Annotated in this window: 15 protein-coding genes; 2 read left to right on the top strand and 13 right to left on the bottom strand. The window is 64.6% G+C overall.

The genetic code is table 11. The annotated features are described in order from the left end of the window. Positions 1-6: 6 nt before the first annotated feature. From lpxA to rpsB, 13 genes are all read right to left on the bottom strand, one after another. Positions 7-795 carry an acyl-ACP--UDP-N-acetylglucosamine O-acyltransferase gene (gene lpxA, locus NCR37_RS05775; RefSeq protein ID WP_175940141.1) on the bottom strand — a complete coding sequence of 263 codons (789 nt, stop codon included), beginning with the start codon at positions 793-795 and terminating at the stop codon, positions 7-9. 57 nt (positions 796-852) lie between these two features. Next, the gene (fabZ, locus tag NCR37_RS05770) at positions 853-1,317 is read right to left on the bottom strand and encodes a 3-hydroxyacyl-ACP dehydratase FabZ (protein ID WP_175940140.1); all 465 of its coding nucleotides are present in this window, start codon (positions 1,315-1,317) and stop codon (positions 853-855) included. Positions 1,318-1,436: 119 nt separating this feature from the next. Continuing rightward, a complete protein-coding gene (gene lpxD, locus NCR37_RS05765) occupies positions 1,437-2,528 on the bottom strand; it encodes a UDP-3-O-(3-hydroxymyristoyl)glucosamine N-acyltransferase (protein WP_250472239.1) in 1,092 nt (363 codons plus the stop codon). A 30-nt stretch (positions 2,529-2,558) separates the two neighbouring features. Next, complete coding sequence (locus tag NCR37_RS05760; RefSeq protein WP_250472157.1) at positions 2,559-3,098, bottom strand: OmpH/Skp family outer membrane protein; 540 nt, start codon at positions 3,096-3,098, stop codon at positions 2,559-2,561. 73 nt (positions 3,099-3,171) lie between these two features. Beyond that, a complete protein-coding gene (gene bamA / locus NCR37_RS05755) occupies positions 3,172-5,484 on the bottom strand; it encodes an outer membrane protein assembly factor BamA (protein WP_250472156.1) in 2,313 nt (770 codons plus the stop codon). A gap of 77 nt (positions 5,485-5,561) precedes the next feature. Beyond that, the gene (gene rseP, locus NCR37_RS05750; RefSeq protein WP_250472155.1) at positions 5,562-6,944 is read right to left on the bottom strand and encodes an RIP metalloprotease RseP; all 1,383 of its coding nucleotides are present in this window, start codon (positions 6,942-6,944) and stop codon (positions 5,562-5,564) included. A 7-nt stretch (positions 6,945-6,951) separates the two neighbouring features. Next, the gene (locus NCR37_RS05745; protein WP_248322102.1) at positions 6,952-8,169 is read right to left on the bottom strand and encodes a 1-deoxy-D-xylulose-5-phosphate reductoisomerase; all 1,218 of its coding nucleotides are present in this window, start codon (positions 8,167-8,169) and stop codon (positions 6,952-6,954) included. A 19-nt stretch (positions 8,170-8,188) separates the two neighbouring features. After that, positions 8,189-9,001 (bottom strand): phosphatidate cytidylyltransferase, encoded by an 813-nt coding sequence (locus NCR37_RS05740; RefSeq protein ID WP_250472154.1) that lies wholly within the window; start codon positions 8,999-9,001, stop codon positions 8,189-8,191. After that, a complete protein-coding gene (gene uppS, locus NCR37_RS05735) occupies positions 8,995-9,777 on the bottom strand; it encodes a polyprenyl diphosphate synthase (RefSeq protein ID WP_250472153.1) in 783 nt (260 codons plus the stop codon). Before uppS ends, NCR37_RS05740 begins: the two co-directional genes overlap by 7 nt. Positions 9,778-9,861: 84 nt before the next feature. Further along, a complete protein-coding gene (gene frr, locus NCR37_RS05730) occupies positions 9,862-10,422 on the bottom strand; it encodes a ribosome recycling factor (RefSeq protein ID WP_159835988.1) in 561 nt (186 codons plus the stop codon). A gap of 104 nt (positions 10,423-10,526) precedes the next feature. Next, entirely contained in the window at positions 10,527-11,240 is a 714-nt protein-coding gene (gene pyrH, locus NCR37_RS05725; RefSeq protein WP_159835987.1) for a UMP kinase, read from the bottom strand. A gap of 250 nt (positions 11,241-11,490) precedes the next feature. After that, on the bottom strand, positions 11,491-12,372 hold the full coding sequence (tsf, locus tag NCR37_RS05720; RefSeq protein WP_175940133.1) for a translation elongation factor Ts: 882 nt from the start codon (positions 12,370-12,372) through the stop codon (positions 11,491-11,493). Positions 12,373-12,506: 134 nt separating this feature from the next. After that, entirely contained in the window at positions 12,507-13,259 is a 753-nt protein-coding gene (rpsB, locus tag NCR37_RS05715; RefSeq protein ID WP_087043768.1) for a 30S ribosomal protein S2, read from the bottom strand. 399 nt (positions 13,260-13,658) lie between these two features. Between rpsB and map the strand changes: the two genes are divergently transcribed. Both map and NCR37_RS05705 read left to right on the top strand, forming a co-directional pair. After that, positions 13,659-14,468, top strand: coding sequence for a type I methionyl aminopeptidase (map, locus tag NCR37_RS05710; protein WP_250472152.1), 810 nt, complete (start codon positions 13,659-13,661; stop codon positions 14,466-14,468). An 89-nt stretch (positions 14,469-14,557) separates the two neighbouring features. Further along, positions 14,558-17,143, top strand: coding sequence for a [protein-PII] uridylyltransferase (locus NCR37_RS05705; protein WP_250472151.1), 2,586 nt, complete (start codon positions 14,558-14,560; stop codon positions 17,141-17,143). Positions 17,144-17,274: the final 131 nt, after the last annotated feature.

Below are 17,274 nucleotides of genomic sequence, written 5' to 3'. Positions count from 1 at the left end.
GCCGTGTTAGCGGATGATGCCGCGCTGCGACGCCGCGATGAAATCGGTGAACGCCTTGACCGGCGCGTCGCCGTCGCCGCCTGCCGCGCCCAGTTCCTTCAGTTGCGCCTTGGCTTCCTCGAGCGACAGGCCGCTCTTGTAGACGATGCGGTACGCCTGGCGCAGCGCCGAAATGGCGTCCGGCGTGAAGCCGCGACGGCGCAGCCCTTCGACGTTGATGCCGTGCGGCTCCGCCTTGTTGCCGGCCGCGATGACGAACGGGGGCACATCCTGCACGAGCGCGGACGCGCCGCCGAGCATCGAATGCGCGCCGATCCGCACGAACTGATGCACGCCCGACATGCCGCCGACGATGGCGTGATCGCCCACCGTCACGTGCCCGGCGAGTTGCGCATTGCTCGACATGATCACGTGGTTGCCGAGCGTGCAGTCATGGCCGACGTGCACGTACGCCATGATCCAGCAATCGTCGCCGATCGACGTCACGCCGCGGTCCTGCACCGTGCCGGTGTGCAGCGTGGTGAATTCGCGGATGGTGTTGCGGTCGCCGATTACGAGACGCGTCGGCTCGTCGCGGTATTTCATGTCCTGCGGCCGTCCGCCGATGGACGCGTAATGCCCGATGCGGTTCTCGCGTCCGATGGTCGTGTGACCTTCGATCACGCTATGCGAGCCGATCGTCGTGCCCGCGCCGATGACGACATGCGCGCCGACGACCGCGTACGGTCCGACTTCGACCGAATCGTCCAGTTGCGCGCCTGGCTCGATGATCGCGGTGGGGTGAATGATGGTCATGCGCCTCGCCTCTGTATGCTGTCTTCTGCCGTTGTGTCCTGCCGCGTTGTGCTGCCGTTAGGCGCCGGCGTCCGTGTTTTTGACGGTGCACATGAGTTCCGCCTCGGCGGCCGTCACGCCGTCCACTTCGGCGCGCGCCTTGAACTTCCAGATGCCCCGCATGTACCGCTCGAAGTTGACGTTGAGGATCAGCTGATCGCCCGGCTCCACCACGCGCTTGAAGCGCGCACCGTCGATGCCGACGAAGTAGTAGAGCGTGGTCGTCGGGTCGTGCGGCTCTTCGGCGAACGTGAGCAACGCCGCGGTTTGCGCGAGCGCCTCGAGAATGAGTACGCCGGGCATCACGGGCCGCGTCGGGAAATGACCCTGGAAATACGGCTCGTTGATCGACACGTTCTTCAGCGCCTTGATGCTCTTGTGCGGCTCCAGTTCGAGCACGCGGTCCACGAGCAGGATCGGGTACCGATGCGGCAGCAGCGTGAGGATCTTATGGATGTCGAGGTTGATTTTTTCTGTGCTCATGGTGGTTCTGCTCGCGCGCATCTCCTGCGCGGAAATTGACTGCGGGCGTCGTGCGCCCGCTTGATGAATCTTACTGTGTTGCCGGTGCTCGCCTGCGCGCTCATCCGGCAGCCTTGCGGTTATGCTTCGTCGCCCTGCTCGCCTGCCTTCTGCTGGCTCAGCGCCGATTCCAGCGCCTTGATGCGATCGCGCAGCTTGTCCAGATTGCGCACGAGCGCGGCGCTCTTGTTCCAGTCGGCGTGGTTCACGGCCGGAAATGCGCTCGTGTACATGCCGGGCCGCGTGAGCGACTTGGAGACGCCCGACTGCGCGGTGACGATCACATGATCCGCCAGCGTCACGTGGCCCGCGATGCCCACCGCGCCGCCGATCATGCAATGCCGCCCGATGTTCGTGCTGCCCGCGATGCCCGCGCAGCCCGCGATCACCGTGTATGCGCCGATGCGGCAGTTATGGCCGATCTGCACGAGATTATCGATCTTCACGCACTCTTCGATGACCGTATCGGCCATGGCGCCGCGGTCGATGGTCGTGTTCGCGCCGATCTCCACGTCGTCGCCAATATCGACTGCGCCCACCTGCGGAATCTTCACCCAGCTTCCGGTGCGCGCCTCGCCCTCGCCGACGAAATCCGGCGCGAAACCGAAGCCGTCCGCGCCGATCACCGCGCCCGCATGCACGATCACGCGCGCGCCGAGCTTGCAGCCATGGTAGACCGTGACGTTGGGATACAGATGCACGTCGTCGGCGAGCGTGACGCCCTGACCGACGGACACGCCGGCGTCCAGCCGCACGCGCTCGCCGACGACCGCGCCTGCTTCCACCGTGACGTGCGGGCCGATGACCGCGCTCGCGGCCACTTTCGCGGCCGGGTCGATCCATGCGCTCGGATGCACGCCCGGCACCGCCTTGGGCGACGCCAGCTCGATAAACGCCTGCGCGACGCGAGCGAAATAAGCATAGGGATTCGGCGTGACGATGAAATTACTGCCTTCGCGCGGCGCGGGCAGTTTGTCGAGATCCGCGCGGGAGATCAGCACGGCGCCGGCGCGCGTCGTCTCGACCTGCGGCAGGTACTTGTGGTTCGCGAGAAACGCGAGTTGCGCAGGCCCCGCCTTGTCGAGCGGCGCAAGGCCCTCGACGCGATGCGCGCCCTGGCCGACCACCTCGCCGCCAAAGCGCCTGACCAGTTCGTCGAGCGTGATCGCCATGCCTGATGCCATGCCTATGAAAACTCCTCGTCAGTTCGGGCTCGCGCCGCCGTTCTGGCTCGTCGCCGCCAGGGCCTTCAGCACCTGATCCGTGATGTCGATGCGCGGGCTCACGTACACCGCTTCCTGCACGATCAGGTCATAGTGCTGCTGCTCGGCAATCTGCTTGATGACCTTGTTCGCGCGATCCAGCACCGCCGCCAGTTCCTCGTTGCGGCGCTGGTTCAGGTCTTCGCGGAATTCGCGCTGCTTGCGCTGGAAGTCCGCGTCGAGCTGCGCGAGATCGCGTTGACGCGCGGCGCGGTCGGTGGCCGGCATCGAGGCGCCGTTCTTGTCGATGTTGTCCGACATCGACTTGAGCCGCTGCGCCATGTCCTGCAGCGCCTTGTCGCGCTTGGAGAATTCCTGCTCCAGCTTGGACTGCGCGGCCTTCGCCGCCGACGATTCGCGCAGGATGCGGTCCGAATTGACCGCTGCGATGCGCGCTTCCTGAGCGTCCGCTTTCGCGACGGCGCCGAGGCCGAACACCAGAGACAAAGCCAGCGCCAGCGCCGCATGTTTCGAAAGCATACCGGTTCGCAAAGTGTTCCTCACGTCGCGTCGATTTGAATGAAGTGTCCGTTCGTTCATGTCGGGCCGTCTCTTAGAAGGCGGTACCGATCTGGAACTGGAACTTCTGGTATTGGTCGCCCGTGTGTTTCTGCAGCGGGAAGCCGAGGCTCAACTTGAGCGGGCCGATCGGCGAGATCCACGCGAGACCCACGCCGTAGCCGTAACGCAGACCGTTCGCGCCGCTCGTCGTGCCGCCCTGACCCGGATCGCCCCAGACGTTACCGGCGTCGAGGAACGTGAAGACTCGCAGCGTGCGGTCGTAGCCCGTGCCCGGCAGCGGGAACGTCAGCTCGATATTGCCGACCGCCATGCGCGAGCCGCCGATCGGATCGTTCGTGGTGGCGTCGCGCGGACCGAGCGAGCTCGGCGAGTAGCCGCGCACCGAACCGATACCACCCGCGTAGTAGTTCTTGAAGATCGGGAACGTCTGGCCGTCGAGACCCTTGCCGTAACCGCCTTGCAGGTTGAAGCCGAGCACGAAGCCGCGAGCAAACGAGTAGTAGTACTGGAACTGCGCGTCGAACTTCGCGTACGTCGTGTTGCCGAGCGGCGTGCCGTATTCCGCGTTCGACTGGATGTAGTAGCCGCGGCTCGGCACGAGCGCGCTGTCTCGATTGTCGCGCGACCAGCCGACCGTGAGCGGGAAGTTGTTGACCACGCGGCCGAACTCGGCGACGTAGTTCTTGTACGACTGCGGCGTGGTTGCGTCCACGTCCATCGTGTTCTGCTCGGCGCCGACGCCGAAGAACACCGTGTCCTGCTCCGAGAACGGAATGCCGAACTTCGTGTCCGCGCCCATCGTCACGATCTTGAAGCTCGAATCCGTCGAGTAGTACAGCGGCTGATACGTGCGGTAGTACGCGTCGGTGATGCGCTTGATGCCGTCGATGGTGAAGTACGGATCGACCTGCGTGACCGTAAGCGTGCGATACGTCTTGGCCGTGTTCACGTTGACCGAGAGGCTCGTGCCCGAACCGAACACGTTGTCCTGCGACACGCCCGCAGACAGCACCACCTTGTCCGTCGACGAGAAGCCCGCGCCCAGCGTGATCGCGCCGGTCGGCTTTTCGGCCACCTTGACGTCGACATCCACCTGGTCGTTCGTGCCTTCTACCGGCGTCGTGGTGACGTCCACGTCGGTGAAATAGCCGAGACGATTCACGCGGTCCTTAGACAGCGCGAGACGGCTCGAATCGAACCACGAGCTTTCGAGCTGGCGCATTTCGCGGCGCACGACTTCGTCGCGCGTGCGCGTGTTGCCGACGATATTCACGCGGCGCACATAGACGCGGCGGCTCGGATCGACTTGCAGCGTGAGCGCGACCGTGTGATGCGCCTGATCGATTTCCGGCTGCGCATTGACCTGCGCGAACGCGTAGCCGTACTGGCCGAGCTTGTCGACGATCGCCTTGGTCGTTGCCTGCAGCTTTTCCGCCGAGAACAGCTGGCCCGGCTTCACGGTGATGAGCTTGTTGAGTTCTGCCTCGCGGTCGAGCAGATTGCCGGCGAGCTTGACGCTTGCAACCTTGTACGGCTCGCCCTCATGCACCGCGATGGTCAGGTACATGTCCTTCTTGTCGGGCGAGATCGACACCTGCGTGGAGTCGATGCTGAATTCGAGGTACCCGTGATTCAGGTAGTACGAACGCACGTTCTCGAGGTCGCCCGTCAGCTTTTCCTTCGCGTACAGGTCGCTCTTCGTGTACCAGGAGAACCAGTTCGGCGTGGATAGCTGCATTTCGCTCAGCAACGTGCCGCTGCTCACAGCCTTGTTGCCGACGAAGTTGATCTGGCGGATCTTCGCGCTCGGGCCTTCGGCCACCGAGAAGAGGATGGACACGCGGTTGCGGTCCACCGGCGTCACCGTGGTGGTCACTTCGGCCGCGTAGTAGCCGCGCGTCAGGTATTGGCGCTTCAGTTCCTGCTCGGCCTTGTCGAGCAGCGACTTGTCGTAAGAGCGGCCCTGCGACAGACCGACCGAGCGCAGCGCCTTGGTGATGGTGTCCTTGTCGAACTCGTGAAGACCGCTGAATTCGATATTCGAAATGGCCGGCCGCTCCTGCACCTGCACGACCACCACGTTGCCTTCGGTTGCGATCTGTACGTCGTTGAAGAAGCCGGTTGCATACAGCGCGCGAATCGCTTCGGAGGCCTTGTCGTCGGTGAACGTGTCGCCTTGCTTGATCGGCAGATAAGCGAATACGGAGCCCGGCTCGATGCGTTGGAGACCTTCGATCCGGATATCCTGCACGACGAACGGCGTGGTGGCGTGTGCCGCCATGCCCGTTGCGGCGAGCGCCGCGGCCACAGCCGACTTAGGAACAAAGCGATGAGGTTTGAACAACGTGCTTCCCCAGTATTTAAAGCTGCATTCGTTCCGGCGGTCGCGTGAGGAGCGCCGCCAGAAATTATCAAAGTGGATCAGAAACGGATCAGGCGAGTCAGGTCGTTGAAGAGCGCGATCACCGACAGAGCGACGATGCAGACCAGCCCCGCCCGCTGCAGAACCAGCTGCCAGCGATCGGACACGGCTTTGCCGGTAACGGCTTCAACCAAATAATATAACAGATGCCCACCGTCCAGAACCGGAATCGGTAACAAGTTCAACACACCCAGGCTGATGCTGACGAGCGCCAGGAAAGACACGAACGCGGTCAGACCGAGCCGCGCGCTCTTGCCCGCGTAATCCGCGATGGTGACCGGACCGGACAGGTTTTTCAGCGACGCCTGCCCGACGATCATGCGGCCGAACATGCGCAGCGAATACACGCTGATGTCCCAGGTCCGATTAACGCCGAGACGCAAACTTTCGAGCGGACCGTAGCGCACGTCGACGGTCGGCAACTGGTTGGCGAGCGCCGCGCCGATGCGACCGATGTCCTTGCCCGTCGTCGCATCGCGCTTCAGGTCGGGCACGATCTGCACGAAAGCGCGCTTTGCATCGCTGCCCGCGCCGCGCTCGATCTGCAGCGTCACGGGCTTGCCGCCGTGCGCCTTCACGTAGTCGATGAAGCTCGTCGCGTTGTCGACCGGACGGCCGTCGATCGCGCGCAGCCGGTCGCCGGCGACGAGACCGCTCTTCTGCGCCGCGCTGCCCGGCTCCACGCCCGCGACCGTCAGCGTGCCGCCGCCCGGCGTGAACCCGAGCTTGTCCATGAAATCCTGCTCGGCATCCGCGTCCGTGATGCCCGCGACGTTCACCGGAAAGTCGAAGATGCCGTCGTGCGTCTTCGCCATCAGCACGACGCGCCGGTGATCGAACGACGCGTCGAGCAGCTTCCAGCGCAGGTCGGACCACGAGCGGATCGGCTCAGTCTCGCCGCCTTGGGCGTCGCGCATCGACACGATCTTCTCGCCGCCCTCGAAGCCCGCGCGTGCGGCGGCCGTCGCGGGCGCGGGCGTCGACACGACTGCCTGCGGTTCGGTCACGCCGCCCGCGAACACGGCCGAAAAGAGCGCAATCGCCAGCAGAAAATTCGCGACCGGTCCTGCGGCGACGATCGCGATGCGCTTGATAACCGGCTGCCGGTTGAAGGCGCGCGGCAGATCCTCGGACGGAATGCTGTCTTCCGTTTCGCGCTCGTCCAGCATCTTCACGTAGCCGCCGAGCGGCAGCGCCGCGATCGTCCACTCGACGCCCGTCTTCTTGCTGACCCAGCGCACGAGCGGCTTGCCGAAACCGACCGAGAACCGCAGCACTTTCACGCCGCATAGTCGCGCGACGCTGTAGTGACCGAATTCGTGGACGACGACGAGCACGCCAATCGCGACGACGAAGGCGACGATTTCGGTCAGGAAGTTCATGACGGCCTCAATGGGCGATGGGTTCCGCGCCTGGCGCGCTCGCAGTGAGCTCTGCGACGAAACGGGACGCGAGACGGCGTGCGCTGGCATCGGCGGCGAGCACGTCGTCGAGCGATGCGGCACTCGTATTCGGCAAGGCGCTCAGCACCCGCTCGACCACGCCGCCGATTGACATGAAGCCGATGCGCCGCGCGAGGAACGCTTCGACCGCGATCTCGTTCGCCGCGTTCAACGCCGCGCTCGCGATGCCGCCGGCTTCGAGCGCGTCGATGGCGAGCGCGAGACACGGAAAGCGCGCGAAGTCTGGCTTCTCGAAAGTCAGCGACGCGATCTGCGCCAGATCCAGCGGCGCGACGCCCGACTCGACGCGATCCGGAAACGCGAGCGCATGCGCGATCGGCGTGCGCATGTCCGGATTGCCGAGTTGCGCGAGCACGGAGCCGTCGGCGTACGACACCATCGAGTGAATCACGCTTTGCGGGTGAATCAGCACTTCGATGCGCGAGCCCGGAAGATCGAAGAGCCAGTGCGCCTCGATGACTTCGAGGCCCTTGTTCATCATCGTCGCGGAATCGACGGAAATCTTGCGGCCCATCGCCCAGTTCGGATGCTTGCAGGCTTCGTCGGGCGTGACGTCGACGAGCGTTGAAGGCTCGCGCGTGCGGAACGGACCGCCGGACGCCGTGAGAATGATCTTCGACACGCCGCCGTGCAAGCGCGCCTCGTTGTCCGCGCAGGGCGGCAGGCACTGGAACACGGCGTTGTGCTCGCTGTCGACCGGCAAGAGCACGGCGCCGTTGTCGCGCACGGCGTCCATGAAGATCTGGCCGGACATGACCAGCGCTTCCTTGTTCGCGAGCAAAATGCGCTTGCCTGCGCGCGCGGCAGCCAGCGTGGGCGCGAGACCCGCCGCGCCGACGATCGCCGCGACCACGGTGTCGCACTGCGCGGCGCGGGCGACGTCGACGAGCGCGTCCGGACCGTACGTCACTTCGGTCTTGCTGCCGGCGGCGCGCAACGCCGCGGCGACGCGCGCGGCGGTTTCCGCATCGCCCACGACCGCGACTTCGGGCTGGAAACGCAGGCACTGCGCGACGAGTTTGTCGCCGTTACGGTGAGCGGTGAGCGCGTAGACCGAGAACCGGTCCGGGTGCCGCTCCACGACGTCGAGCGTGCTGTCGCCGATCGAGCCCGTGGAGCCGAGCAATGTAAGACGTTTTTGCATGAAATCTTCTCTGGCCGATCTATCCGAGCATGAGCAATGCGATCGGCAATACCGGCAACAATGCATCGATGCGGTCGAGCACGCCGCCGTGGCCCGGCAGCAGACCGCTTGAGTCCTTGACGCCGGCCTGGCGTTTCAGGAGCGATTCGAACAAATCGCCGACCACGCTGAACGCCACCAGCACGGTGAGCGCGACGAGCGCGCGCGCCCAGCCGAGATGTCCGACGAAAGCGGAGAACACGGTCGGCGCATAGACGCCGGTGGCCGCCGCCAGCGAGCCGATCACCATGACGGCCGCCCAGCCGCCGATGGTGCCTTCCCACGTCTTGCCCGGGCTGATGGACGGCGCGAGCTTGTGGCGGCCCAATGCTTTTCCGGCGAAGTATGCGCCTATGTCAGCCAGCCAGACGACTAGGAGAAGCGATAGCACGAACGCGACGCCGACGGTGCGCGCCGCGACGACCGCATGCCAGCACGCAACGAACACGATGATTCCGGCGAAAAGCAGGAACGCGCGCCACGCGCCGCCTGCCAGAACCGGCTTGCGCAACAGCGCGTACGGTCCCGCGAGCACCCAGAAAATCGCCGCCATCTGGAAGAGCGCCTTCGGCGCGACGCCGAGGTACGTGCTGAAAATGAGCGCGAGCCCCGCGATCAGCGCGTACGCCACGGGCCCTGCCCCGTTGAGCCTCAGCAGGCGTCCCCACTCCCACGCGGCGAACACGACGACGAAACCGATCAGCGCGCCGAATGCGCCGATCGGCGCGAACAGCGTGACCGGCACCAGAACCGCCAGCAGCACGATTGCCGTGATGACACGGGTCTTTAGCATGAAAGGGTGTCGGCCTTCTGCGATTGGGACGCGAGTTGCGCGCTGGTGCGCCCGAAACGGCGCTCACGGCCGCCGTATGACGCGATTGCGCGGTCGAGCGCGTCGGCGTCGAAATCGGGCCAGTAAGTGTCGGTGAAATAGAACTCGGTGTACGCGAGCTGCCACAGCAGGAAATTGCTGATGCGCTGCTCGCCGCCCGTGCGGATGAAGAGGTCGGGCTCCGGCGCGTATGCCATGGCGAGATGCTCGGCGAAGGATTCGTCGTCCACGCGGGCGGGCGAGCCCTGTTCGAGCGATTGCGCGATGAGCTTCTTGGTCGCCTGCATGATGTCCCAGCGCCCGCCGTAATTGGCCGCGATGGTCAGCGTGAGGCGCGTGTTGCGCGCGGTCTTGGTTTCGGCGCGCTGAATCAGCGCGCGGATACGATCGTCGAACATCGCCACGTCGCCGACGACGCGCAGGCGAATGCCGTTGGCGTGCAGCTTGCCGATTTCGCGTTCCAGCGCGGTCACGAAAAGCCGCATGAGGAACGACACTTCTTCCGTCGGACGACGCCAGTTTTCGGAACTGAACGCGAACAGCGTGACGAATTCGACGCCGCGCTTGGCGCAGCTTTCGACGGTCGCGCGGACCGCATCGACGCCGCGCGTATGACCGGCGACACGCGGCAGGCGCCGCTCGGTCGCCCAACGGCCGTTGCCGTCCATGATGATCGCGACGTGGCGCGGGACAGCCGCGACATCGGGCACGCGAACGGTAGAGCTGGTATAGGTCATGGCCGCTGAATCTTGTAATCGACGGGAAATGAAAAGCCAGCCTGGGTTTTTCGTCACCCGAGGCTGGCAGGACCGGCTAGGGCCTCACACCGTCATGATTTCGGCTTCTTTCGTCTGAACGAGCTTGTCGATTTCCGCCACGAATTTGTCGGTGAGCTTCTGAACGTCGTCACTGGCGCGGCGTTCGTCGTCTTCCGAGATTTCCTTGTCTTTCACGAGCTTCTTCAACTGCTCGTTCGCGTCGCGGCGCAGGTTGCGCACCGCGATCTTCGCCGTTTCGCCTTCGCTCTTCACGACCTTCGTGAGTTCGCGGCGGCGCTCTTCGGTGAGCGCGGGCATCGGCACGCGGATCAGGTCGCCTTGCGTGGCCGGATTCAGGCCGAGATCCGATTCGCGGATCGCCTTCTCGACCACGGCGACCATCTTCTTTTCCCACGGCTGCACGCCGATCGTGCGGGCGTCGACGAGCGTCATGTTCGCCACTTGCGAGATGGGCACGTTCGAGCCGTAGTAATCGACCTGGATGTGATCCAGCAAGCCGGTGTGCGCGCGGCCCGTGCGGATCTTGGCGAGATCGGCCTTGAATGCTTCGATCGATCGCTGCATCTTCTGATCGACGCCCTTTTTGATGTCAGCCACACTCATTTGAACCTCCAAAACCTGGGTTTACTGGCGATGCGGGCGCCCGCTTCGCCCTCACCCGGCGCGGTTCACGCCGGGGTGCGCGCGGCGCCCGATTACGCGAGAGTTTACACGTGGACGAGCGTCCCTTCGTCGTCGCCTTGCACGATGCGCTTGAGCGCGCCGGCCTTGGTGATCGAAAACACGCGGATCGGCAGTTTCTGGTCGCGGCACAGGGCGAAAGCCGTGGCGTCCATCACCTGCAGATTGCGGCCGATCGCCTCGTCGAAGCTGATCGTGCTGTAGCGCGTCGCGCTCGGGTCCTTCTTCGGGTCGGCGGAGTATACGCCATCGACCTTCGTCGCCTTCAACACCACTTCGGCGCCGACTTCCGAGCCGCGCAACGCGGCAGCCGTGTCCGTCGTGAAGAACGGATTACCCGTGCCGGCCGCGAAAATCACGACCTTGCCTTCTTCGAGCTGGCGGATGGCGCGCGGGCGGATATACGGCTCGACCACCTGATCCATGCGCAGCGCGGACTGCACGCGCGCCTCGATGCCCGCGTGGCGCATGGCGTCCTGCAGCGCGAGCGCGTTCATCATCGTGGCGAGCATGCCCATGTAGTCGGCCGTCGCACGGTCCATGCCGGCCGCGCCGCCCGCGACGCCGCGAAAGATGTTGCCGCCGCCGATCACGACGGCCAGTTGCGTGCCCATCCGCACCACTTCAGCGACGTCCGCCACCATCCTTTCGATTGTTGCGCGATTGATGCCGAATGCATCGTCGCCCATGAGGGCTTCGCCGGAGAGTTTGAGGAGTACGCGTTTGTAGGCTGTGGGCATATGAGGTTCCGATCGCGCCGAGGAGGGTTGCAACAACGTAGAACTGTAGGGGTGAAACAATAGTTACCGCAAGCGGCCCGGATCGGACTGACGGGCGCGGCATGCACGGGTTAACCCGAACCTACCGCGCCCGCCACGAATGCGAACCGGAACGCCTTGAAGCTTGCGGCAGATGCGTGATGCAATCCGCCGCGGGTGCTCGCTTCGACGCGGCGCCGCGCTATTTGAGCGCAGGCGCCGCGGATACCGCTTACGACTGCTTGGCCGCCGCGACTTGCGCCGCCACTTCGGCCGCGAAGTCGTCCTGGCGCTTCTCGATGCCCTCGCCCACGACGAACAGCGCGAACTTCTGCACCGACGCGTTGGCGGCCTTCAGCATCTGCTCGATGGTCTGCTTGTCGTTTTTCACGAACGGCTGGTTCAGCAGCGACACTTCCTTCAGATACTTCTGGATGCTGCCGTCGACCATCTTCGCGACGATCTCAGCCGGCTTGCCCGACTCGGCGGCCTTCTGCTCGGCGATGCTGCGCTCCTTGGCGATCAGATCTGCCGGCACTTCGTCCGACGACAGCGACACCGGCTTCATTGCGGCGACGTGCATGGCCACGTCCTTGCCGACTTGCTCGTCCGCGCCAGTGAACTCGACCAGCACGCCAATGCGCGTGCCGTGCAGGTACGACGCGAGCTTGTTCGTGGTTTCGAAGCGCACGAAGCGGCGGATCGACAGGTTTTCGCCGATCTTGCCGACGAGCGCGAGACGCACGGCGTCGACCGTGTTGCTTTCGTACGGCAGTGCCGACAGCGCGGCCACGTCAGCCGGATTGCTCTTCGCGACCAGCGCCGCGATGCCCTTGCCGAACGTCATGAAGTCGTCATTCTTCGCGACGAAGTCGGTTTCGCAGTTCAACTCGACGAGCGCGCCCACGCCGCCTTCGACGTGCGCCACGACGATGCCTTCGGCCGTCACGCGCGATGCTGCCTTGCTCGCCTTGTTGCCGAGCTTCACGCGCAGCAGCTCTTCAGCGCGCGCCATGTCGCCGTCGGCTTCGGTCAGCGCCTTCTTGCATTCCATCATCGGCGCATCGGTCTTCGCGCGCAGTTCTGCCACCATGCTTGCGGTAATTGCCGCCATCATTCGCTCCTTGAGTCTGTTTGATACGTGCCGCCGGCGTCTGCGCCCACGGCAAAGATTGGTTCAACCATCGCGCCGACTAAAAAAAAGGGGCCTTTCGCAAAGCCCCCTTTTTTGTCGGCCACAGGGCTCGATTACGCCTCTGCGTTGACCTCGACGAACTCGTCGCCTTCGCCGTTGCGCACAGCCTGAACGACGTCGTTCACGGCGTTCGCGCGGCCTTCGAGGATCGCGTCCGCGACGCCTTCGGCGTACAGGGCCACGGCCTTCGACGCGTCGTCGTTACCCGGGATCACGTAGTCGATGCCTTCCGGCGAGTGGTTCGTGTCGACCACGGCGATGACCGGAATGCCGAGCTTCTTCGCTTCGGTGACGGCGATCTTGTGGTAGCCGACGTCGATCACGAAGATCGCGTCCGGAATGCCGCCCATGTCCTTCACGCCGCCAATCGACTTTTGCAGCTTGGCGATTTCGCGTTCGAACAGAAGCGCTTCCTTCTTGCTCATGCGCTCGGTTTCACCCGACTCGACCGCTGCTTCCATGTCCTTCAGGCGCTTGATGGACACTTTGAGCGTCTTGAAGTTCGTCAGCATGCCGCCGAGCCAGCGGGCGTTGACGAAAGGCATGCCCGCGCGCTGGGCTTCCTGCGCGATGGTGTCGCGCGACTGGCGCTTCGTGCCGACGAAAAGAATCGTGCCGCGATTCGCTGCCAACTGGCGCACGTACTTCAGCGCGTCGTTGTAGAGCGGCAGCGTCTTTTCGAGGTTGATGATGTGAATCTTGTTGCGATGACCGAAGATGTACGGGGCCATCTTGGGGTTCCAGAAGCGCGTTTGGTGACCGAAGTGGACACCGGCTTCCAGCATTTGACGCATCGTGACTGCCATGAAATTCTCCGCGAGGGTTGGGTCTTAAGCCGGCTGCCGCATCCTGCGCCCGGTTTGAGCGACATCTCGCTGACCAGACGCCGGACACCCTGGGTGCGCCGGCTTGAGTTTCGAAAAAGCGCCGCTTGTGAACCGCGAACGCTTCCAAGTCTCGCCAATTCTCGCCAATCCTTGCCACACCGATTGGACTAAGAAAGTGGACTAAGACTTAGCCCATGAGTATAGCATGTGACGATTACACCGCTCAAGCCGCCCAAGGCCCGCGAAACCGGCGCGCAAACCGGCGCCGGCGCCCCGGCGCGCCGCAGAATCGCGCTGCGGCGCCTTTCCTAAGGTGCGATAATGCCGGCTTCGCGGCTCACGCCCGCCTCCCGCCAAACCGCGCATTCAGAGCCCGTCATGTCCATTACGCTGAAAAACGAACACGATATCGCGCACATGCGCGTCGCCTGCCGGCTCGCCAGCGAAGTGCTCGATTTCATTACGCCGCATATCGTGCCCGGCGTGACCACCGAAGAACTCGACCGCCTCTGCCACGAATACATGGTGAAGGAACAGGGCACGGTTCCCGCGCCGCTCAACTACCAGCCGCCCGGCTATCCGCCGTATCCGAAGGCCACCTGCATCTCCGTCAACGACGTGATCTGCCACGGCATTCCCGGCGAGAAGGTGCTGAAGAACGGCGACGCGCTGAACATCGACATCACGGTGATCAAGGACGGCTATTTCGGCGACACGAGCCGCATGTTCATCGTCGGCGAGGGTTCGATTCTCGCGAAGCGCCTGGTGCAGACCACCTTCGACTGCATGTGGCTCGGCATCGATCAGGTGCGCCCCGGCGCGCATCTGGGCGACATCGGCCACGCCATTCAGAAGCACGCCGAGGCGCAGGGCTACAGCGTCGTTCGCGAATACTGCGGCCACGGCATCGGCACGGTGTTCCACGAGGAGCCGCAAGTGCTGCATTACGGGCGACCGGGCACGGGCATCGAATTGCAGCCGGGCATGATCTTCACCGTCGAGCCGATGATCAACGCCGGCCGGCGCGACATCCGCACGATGCCCGACCATTGGACGGTCAAGACGCGCGACCGCAGTCTGTCGGCGCAATGGGAGCACACCGTGCTCGTCACGCCGACGGGCTACGAAGTGCTGACGGTGTCTGCCGGCACGCAGGCGCCGTCGCAACTGATCGCGGCGACGGCCTGAGTGGCGCGCTAACGCGCTGCGCGCGCCGCGCCCAGCCGCCTTCCGGTTCCCTCGTCCGCCGTTCCATTCACCTCTCGCTGATCCGTCCCATGAGCGTCACTGCCGTCGTCGCCTCGCCTTGCGAAACGCTGCGCGCCGCCTACAAGGCGGCGAAGGCGGCACTCATCGAACGCTTCGAGACGGCATCGAATGTCGACTCGTTGATGCAGGCGCTCGGCCGCGCCACCGACGACGCGCTCAAAGGCGCCTGGTCGGCATCCGACATGCCCGCGAACGCTACGCTGGTCGCGGTCGGCGGTTACGGGCGCGGCGAGCTTGCGCCCTACTCGGACGTCGACATTCTCGTGTTGCTGCCGGACGCCGTGCCGCAGGCCGAGGAGGCCGATCTCAACGAACGCGTCGAGCGGTTTATCGGCATGGCGTGGGATCTCGGGCTCGATATCGGCAGCAGCGTGCGCTCGGTCGAGCAATGCATCGCGGAAGCCGCCAACGACGTGACCGTGCTGACGTCGCTGCTCGAAGCCCGGCGCCTTTGCGGCGACGCGGCGCTCTTCAGCCGCTTCACGGAACGGTATCGCGAAACGCTCGATCCGCGCGCCTTCTTCCAGGCGAAGGTGCTGGAAATGCGGCAGCGTCACGCCAAGTTCCAGGACACGCCGTACAGCCTGGAGCCGAACATCAAGGAAAGCCCGGGCGGGCTGCGCGACCTGCAACTGATTCTCTGGATCACGCGGGCGGCGGGGTTCGGCTCGAGCTGGCGCGAACTGGATGCGCGCGAGCTCATCACGGAGCGCGAGGCGCGCGAACTGCGCCGCAACGAAGCCTTCCTGAAGACGCTGCGCGCCCGCCTGCACGTGATCGCCAAGCGCCGGCAAGACATTCTCGTATTCGATTTGCAGACGCCGCTCGCCGAAAGCTTCGGCTTCGAGGCGACCGCCGCCAAGCGCGCGAGCGAACAGCTGATGCGCCGCTACTACTGGGCGGCCAAAGCCGTCACGCAGCTCGCCACCATCCTGATCCAGAACGTCGAGGCGCAGCTTTTCCCGTCGACGTCGGGGGTCACGCGCGTGCTGTCCGAGCGTTTCGTCGAGAAGCAAGGCATGCTCGAAATCGCCAGCGACGACGTGTTCGAACGCGAACCGCACGCCATTCTCGAAGCCTTCCTGCTCTATGAGCAGACGCGCGGCGTCAAGGGCCTGTCCGCGCGCACGTTGCGTGCGATCTACAACGCGCGCGAAATCATGGACCGCAACTGGCGGCGCGACCCGGAGAACCGGCGTCTTTTCATGGAGATCCTGAAGCAGCCCGAAGGCATCACGCATGCGCTGCGACTCATGAACCAGACGAGCGTGCTCGGGCGCTACCTGCTGAACTTCCGGCGCATCGTCGGCCAGATGCAGCACGACCTCTATCACGTCTACACGGTCGATCAGCACATCCTGATGGTGCTGCGCAATCTGCGCCGCTTCGCCATTGCCGAGCACGCGCACGAATACCCGTTCTGCAGTCAGCTGATGGGCAACTTCGAGCGGCCGTGGGTGCTTTATGTCGCGGCGCTGTTTCACGATATCGCGAAGGGCCGCGGCGGCGATCATTCGACGCTCGGCATGGCGGATGCCCGCCGCTTTTGCCGCGAGCACGAGATGAGCGCGGACGACACGGAACTCGTCGTGTGGCTGGTGCAGCAGCATCTGACGATGAGCCATGTCGCGCAGAAACAGGATACGAGCGATCCGGAAGTCATCAAGCAATTCGCGTCGGTGGTGAATACGGAGCGGCGTCTGACCGCGCTCTATCTGCTGACCGTGGCGGACATTCGCGGCACGAGCCCGAAGGTCTGGAACAACTGGAAAGGCAAGCTGCTCGAAGACCTGTACCGCGCGACGCTCGCCGTGCTCGGCGGGGCGCGGCCGGACACGCATTCCGAACTCAAGTCCCGGAAAGAAGCCGCGCTTGCGCTCCTGCGCCTCGAAACGGTGCCCGAGCACGCGGAAAAAAGGCTGTGGGATCAGCTCGATGTCGGCTATTTCCTGCGACACGATCCGGCGGACATCGCCTGGCAGACGCGCGTGCTGTACCGGCACGTGGAAAGCGACGCGCCGATCGTGCGCGCGCGGCCCTCGCCGATCGGCGCGGCGCTGCAGGTGCTCGTCTATCTGCGCGACCGGCCGGATCTCTTCGCCGGCATCTGCGCGTACTTCGACAAGAACGGCCTCTCCGTGCTCGATGCGCGCATTACGACGACGCGCCACGGCTACGCGCTCGACAACTTCCTCGTCGCGCATCCGGATCACGACGGGAGCTATCGCGATATCGCGAATCTCGTCGAGCAGCAACTGAGCGCGCGTCTGATGGACGAAAGCATTCTGCCCGAGCCGTCGAAAGGCCGCGTCTCGCGGCTCGTGCGCACTTTCCCGGTCACGCCGCGCGTGGATTTGCGCCCCGACGAGCGTGGCCAGTACTACATCCTGTCCGTGTCCGCGAACGACCGGCAGGGCCTTCTTTATTCGATCGCGCGCGTGCTCGCGCAACACCGGATCGGCGTGCAGGCGGCGCGCATCAACACGCTCGGCGAACGCGTCGAGGACGTGTTCCTGCTCGATGGCCGAGGCCTGTCGTCGAACCGCACGCAAATCCAGGTCGAAACCGAACTGCTGCGCGCGATCGCAGCCTGAGACTTTATGCGCGTCAAACTGACAGCCAAACATCCGCGTCCCACGTCGGCGACGCGATCGCCGATTCGTTCCGGATCGATCACTGGGCGCAAGCCTGCGCGCGATGCCGCGCCCGAGAAGCCGCTGGTCAA

Source organism: Caballeronia sp. GAFFF1 (assembly GCF_023630705.1).
Taxonomy (GTDB): Bacteria; Pseudomonadota; Gammaproteobacteria; order Burkholderiales; family Burkholderiaceae; genus Caballeronia.
This window is presented reverse-complemented; position numbering and strand designations above follow the sequence as displayed.

What these genes read in the sequence shown, in the direction of transcription:
- NCR37_RS05705 (WP_250472151.1), top strand. Translation starts at nt 14,558, where the DNA reads ATGAGCGTCACTGCCGTCGTCGCCTCGCCTTGCGAAACGCTGCGCGCC.
- lpxA (WP_175940141.1), bottom strand. Translation starts at nt 795, where the DNA reads ATGACCATCATTCACCCCACCGCGATCATCGAGCCAGGCGCGCAACTG.
- pyrH (WP_159835987.1), bottom strand. Translation starts at nt 11,240, where the DNA reads ATGCCCACAGCCTACAAACGCGTACTCCTCAAACTCTCCGGCGAAGCC.
- lpxD (WP_250472239.1), bottom strand. Translation starts at nt 2,528, where the DNA reads ATGGCGATCACGCTCGACGAACTGGTCAGGCGCTTTGGCGGCGAGGTG.
- NCR37_RS05745 (WP_248322102.1), bottom strand. Translation starts at nt 8,169, where the DNA reads ATGCAAAAACGTCTTACATTGCTCGGCTCCACGGGCTCGATCGGCGAC.
- NCR37_RS05760 (WP_250472157.1), bottom strand. Translation starts at nt 3,098, where the DNA reads ATGCTTTCGAAACATGCGGCGCTGGCGCTGGCTTTGTCTCTGGTGTTC.
- rpsB (WP_087043768.1), bottom strand. Translation starts at nt 13,259, where the DNA reads ATGGCAGTCACGATGCGTCAAATGCTGGAAGCCGGTGTCCACTTCGGT.
- frr (WP_159835988.1), bottom strand. Translation starts at nt 10,422, where the DNA reads ATGAGTGTGGCTGACATCAAAAAGGGCGTCGATCAGAAGATGCAGCGA.
- uppS (WP_250472153.1), bottom strand. Translation starts at nt 9,777, where the DNA reads ATGACCTATACCAGCTCTACCGTTCGCGTGCCCGATGTCGCGGCTGTC.
- map (WP_250472152.1), top strand. Translation starts at nt 13,659, where the DNA reads ATGTCCATTACGCTGAAAAACGAACACGATATCGCGCACATGCGCGTC.
- NCR37_RS05740 (WP_250472154.1), bottom strand. Translation starts at nt 9,001, where the DNA reads ATGCTAAAGACCCGTGTCATCACGGCAATCGTGCTGCTGGCGGTTCTG.
- tsf (WP_175940133.1), bottom strand. Translation starts at nt 12,372, where the DNA reads ATGGCGGCAATTACCGCAAGCATGGTGGCAGAACTGCGCGCGAAGACC.
- fabZ (WP_175940140.1), bottom strand. Translation starts at nt 1,317, where the DNA reads ATGAGCACAGAAAAAATCAACCTCGACATCCATAAGATCCTCACGCTG.
- rseP (WP_250472155.1), bottom strand. Translation starts at nt 6,944, where the DNA reads ATGAACTTCCTGACCGAAATCGTCGCCTTCGTCGTCGCGATTGGCGTG.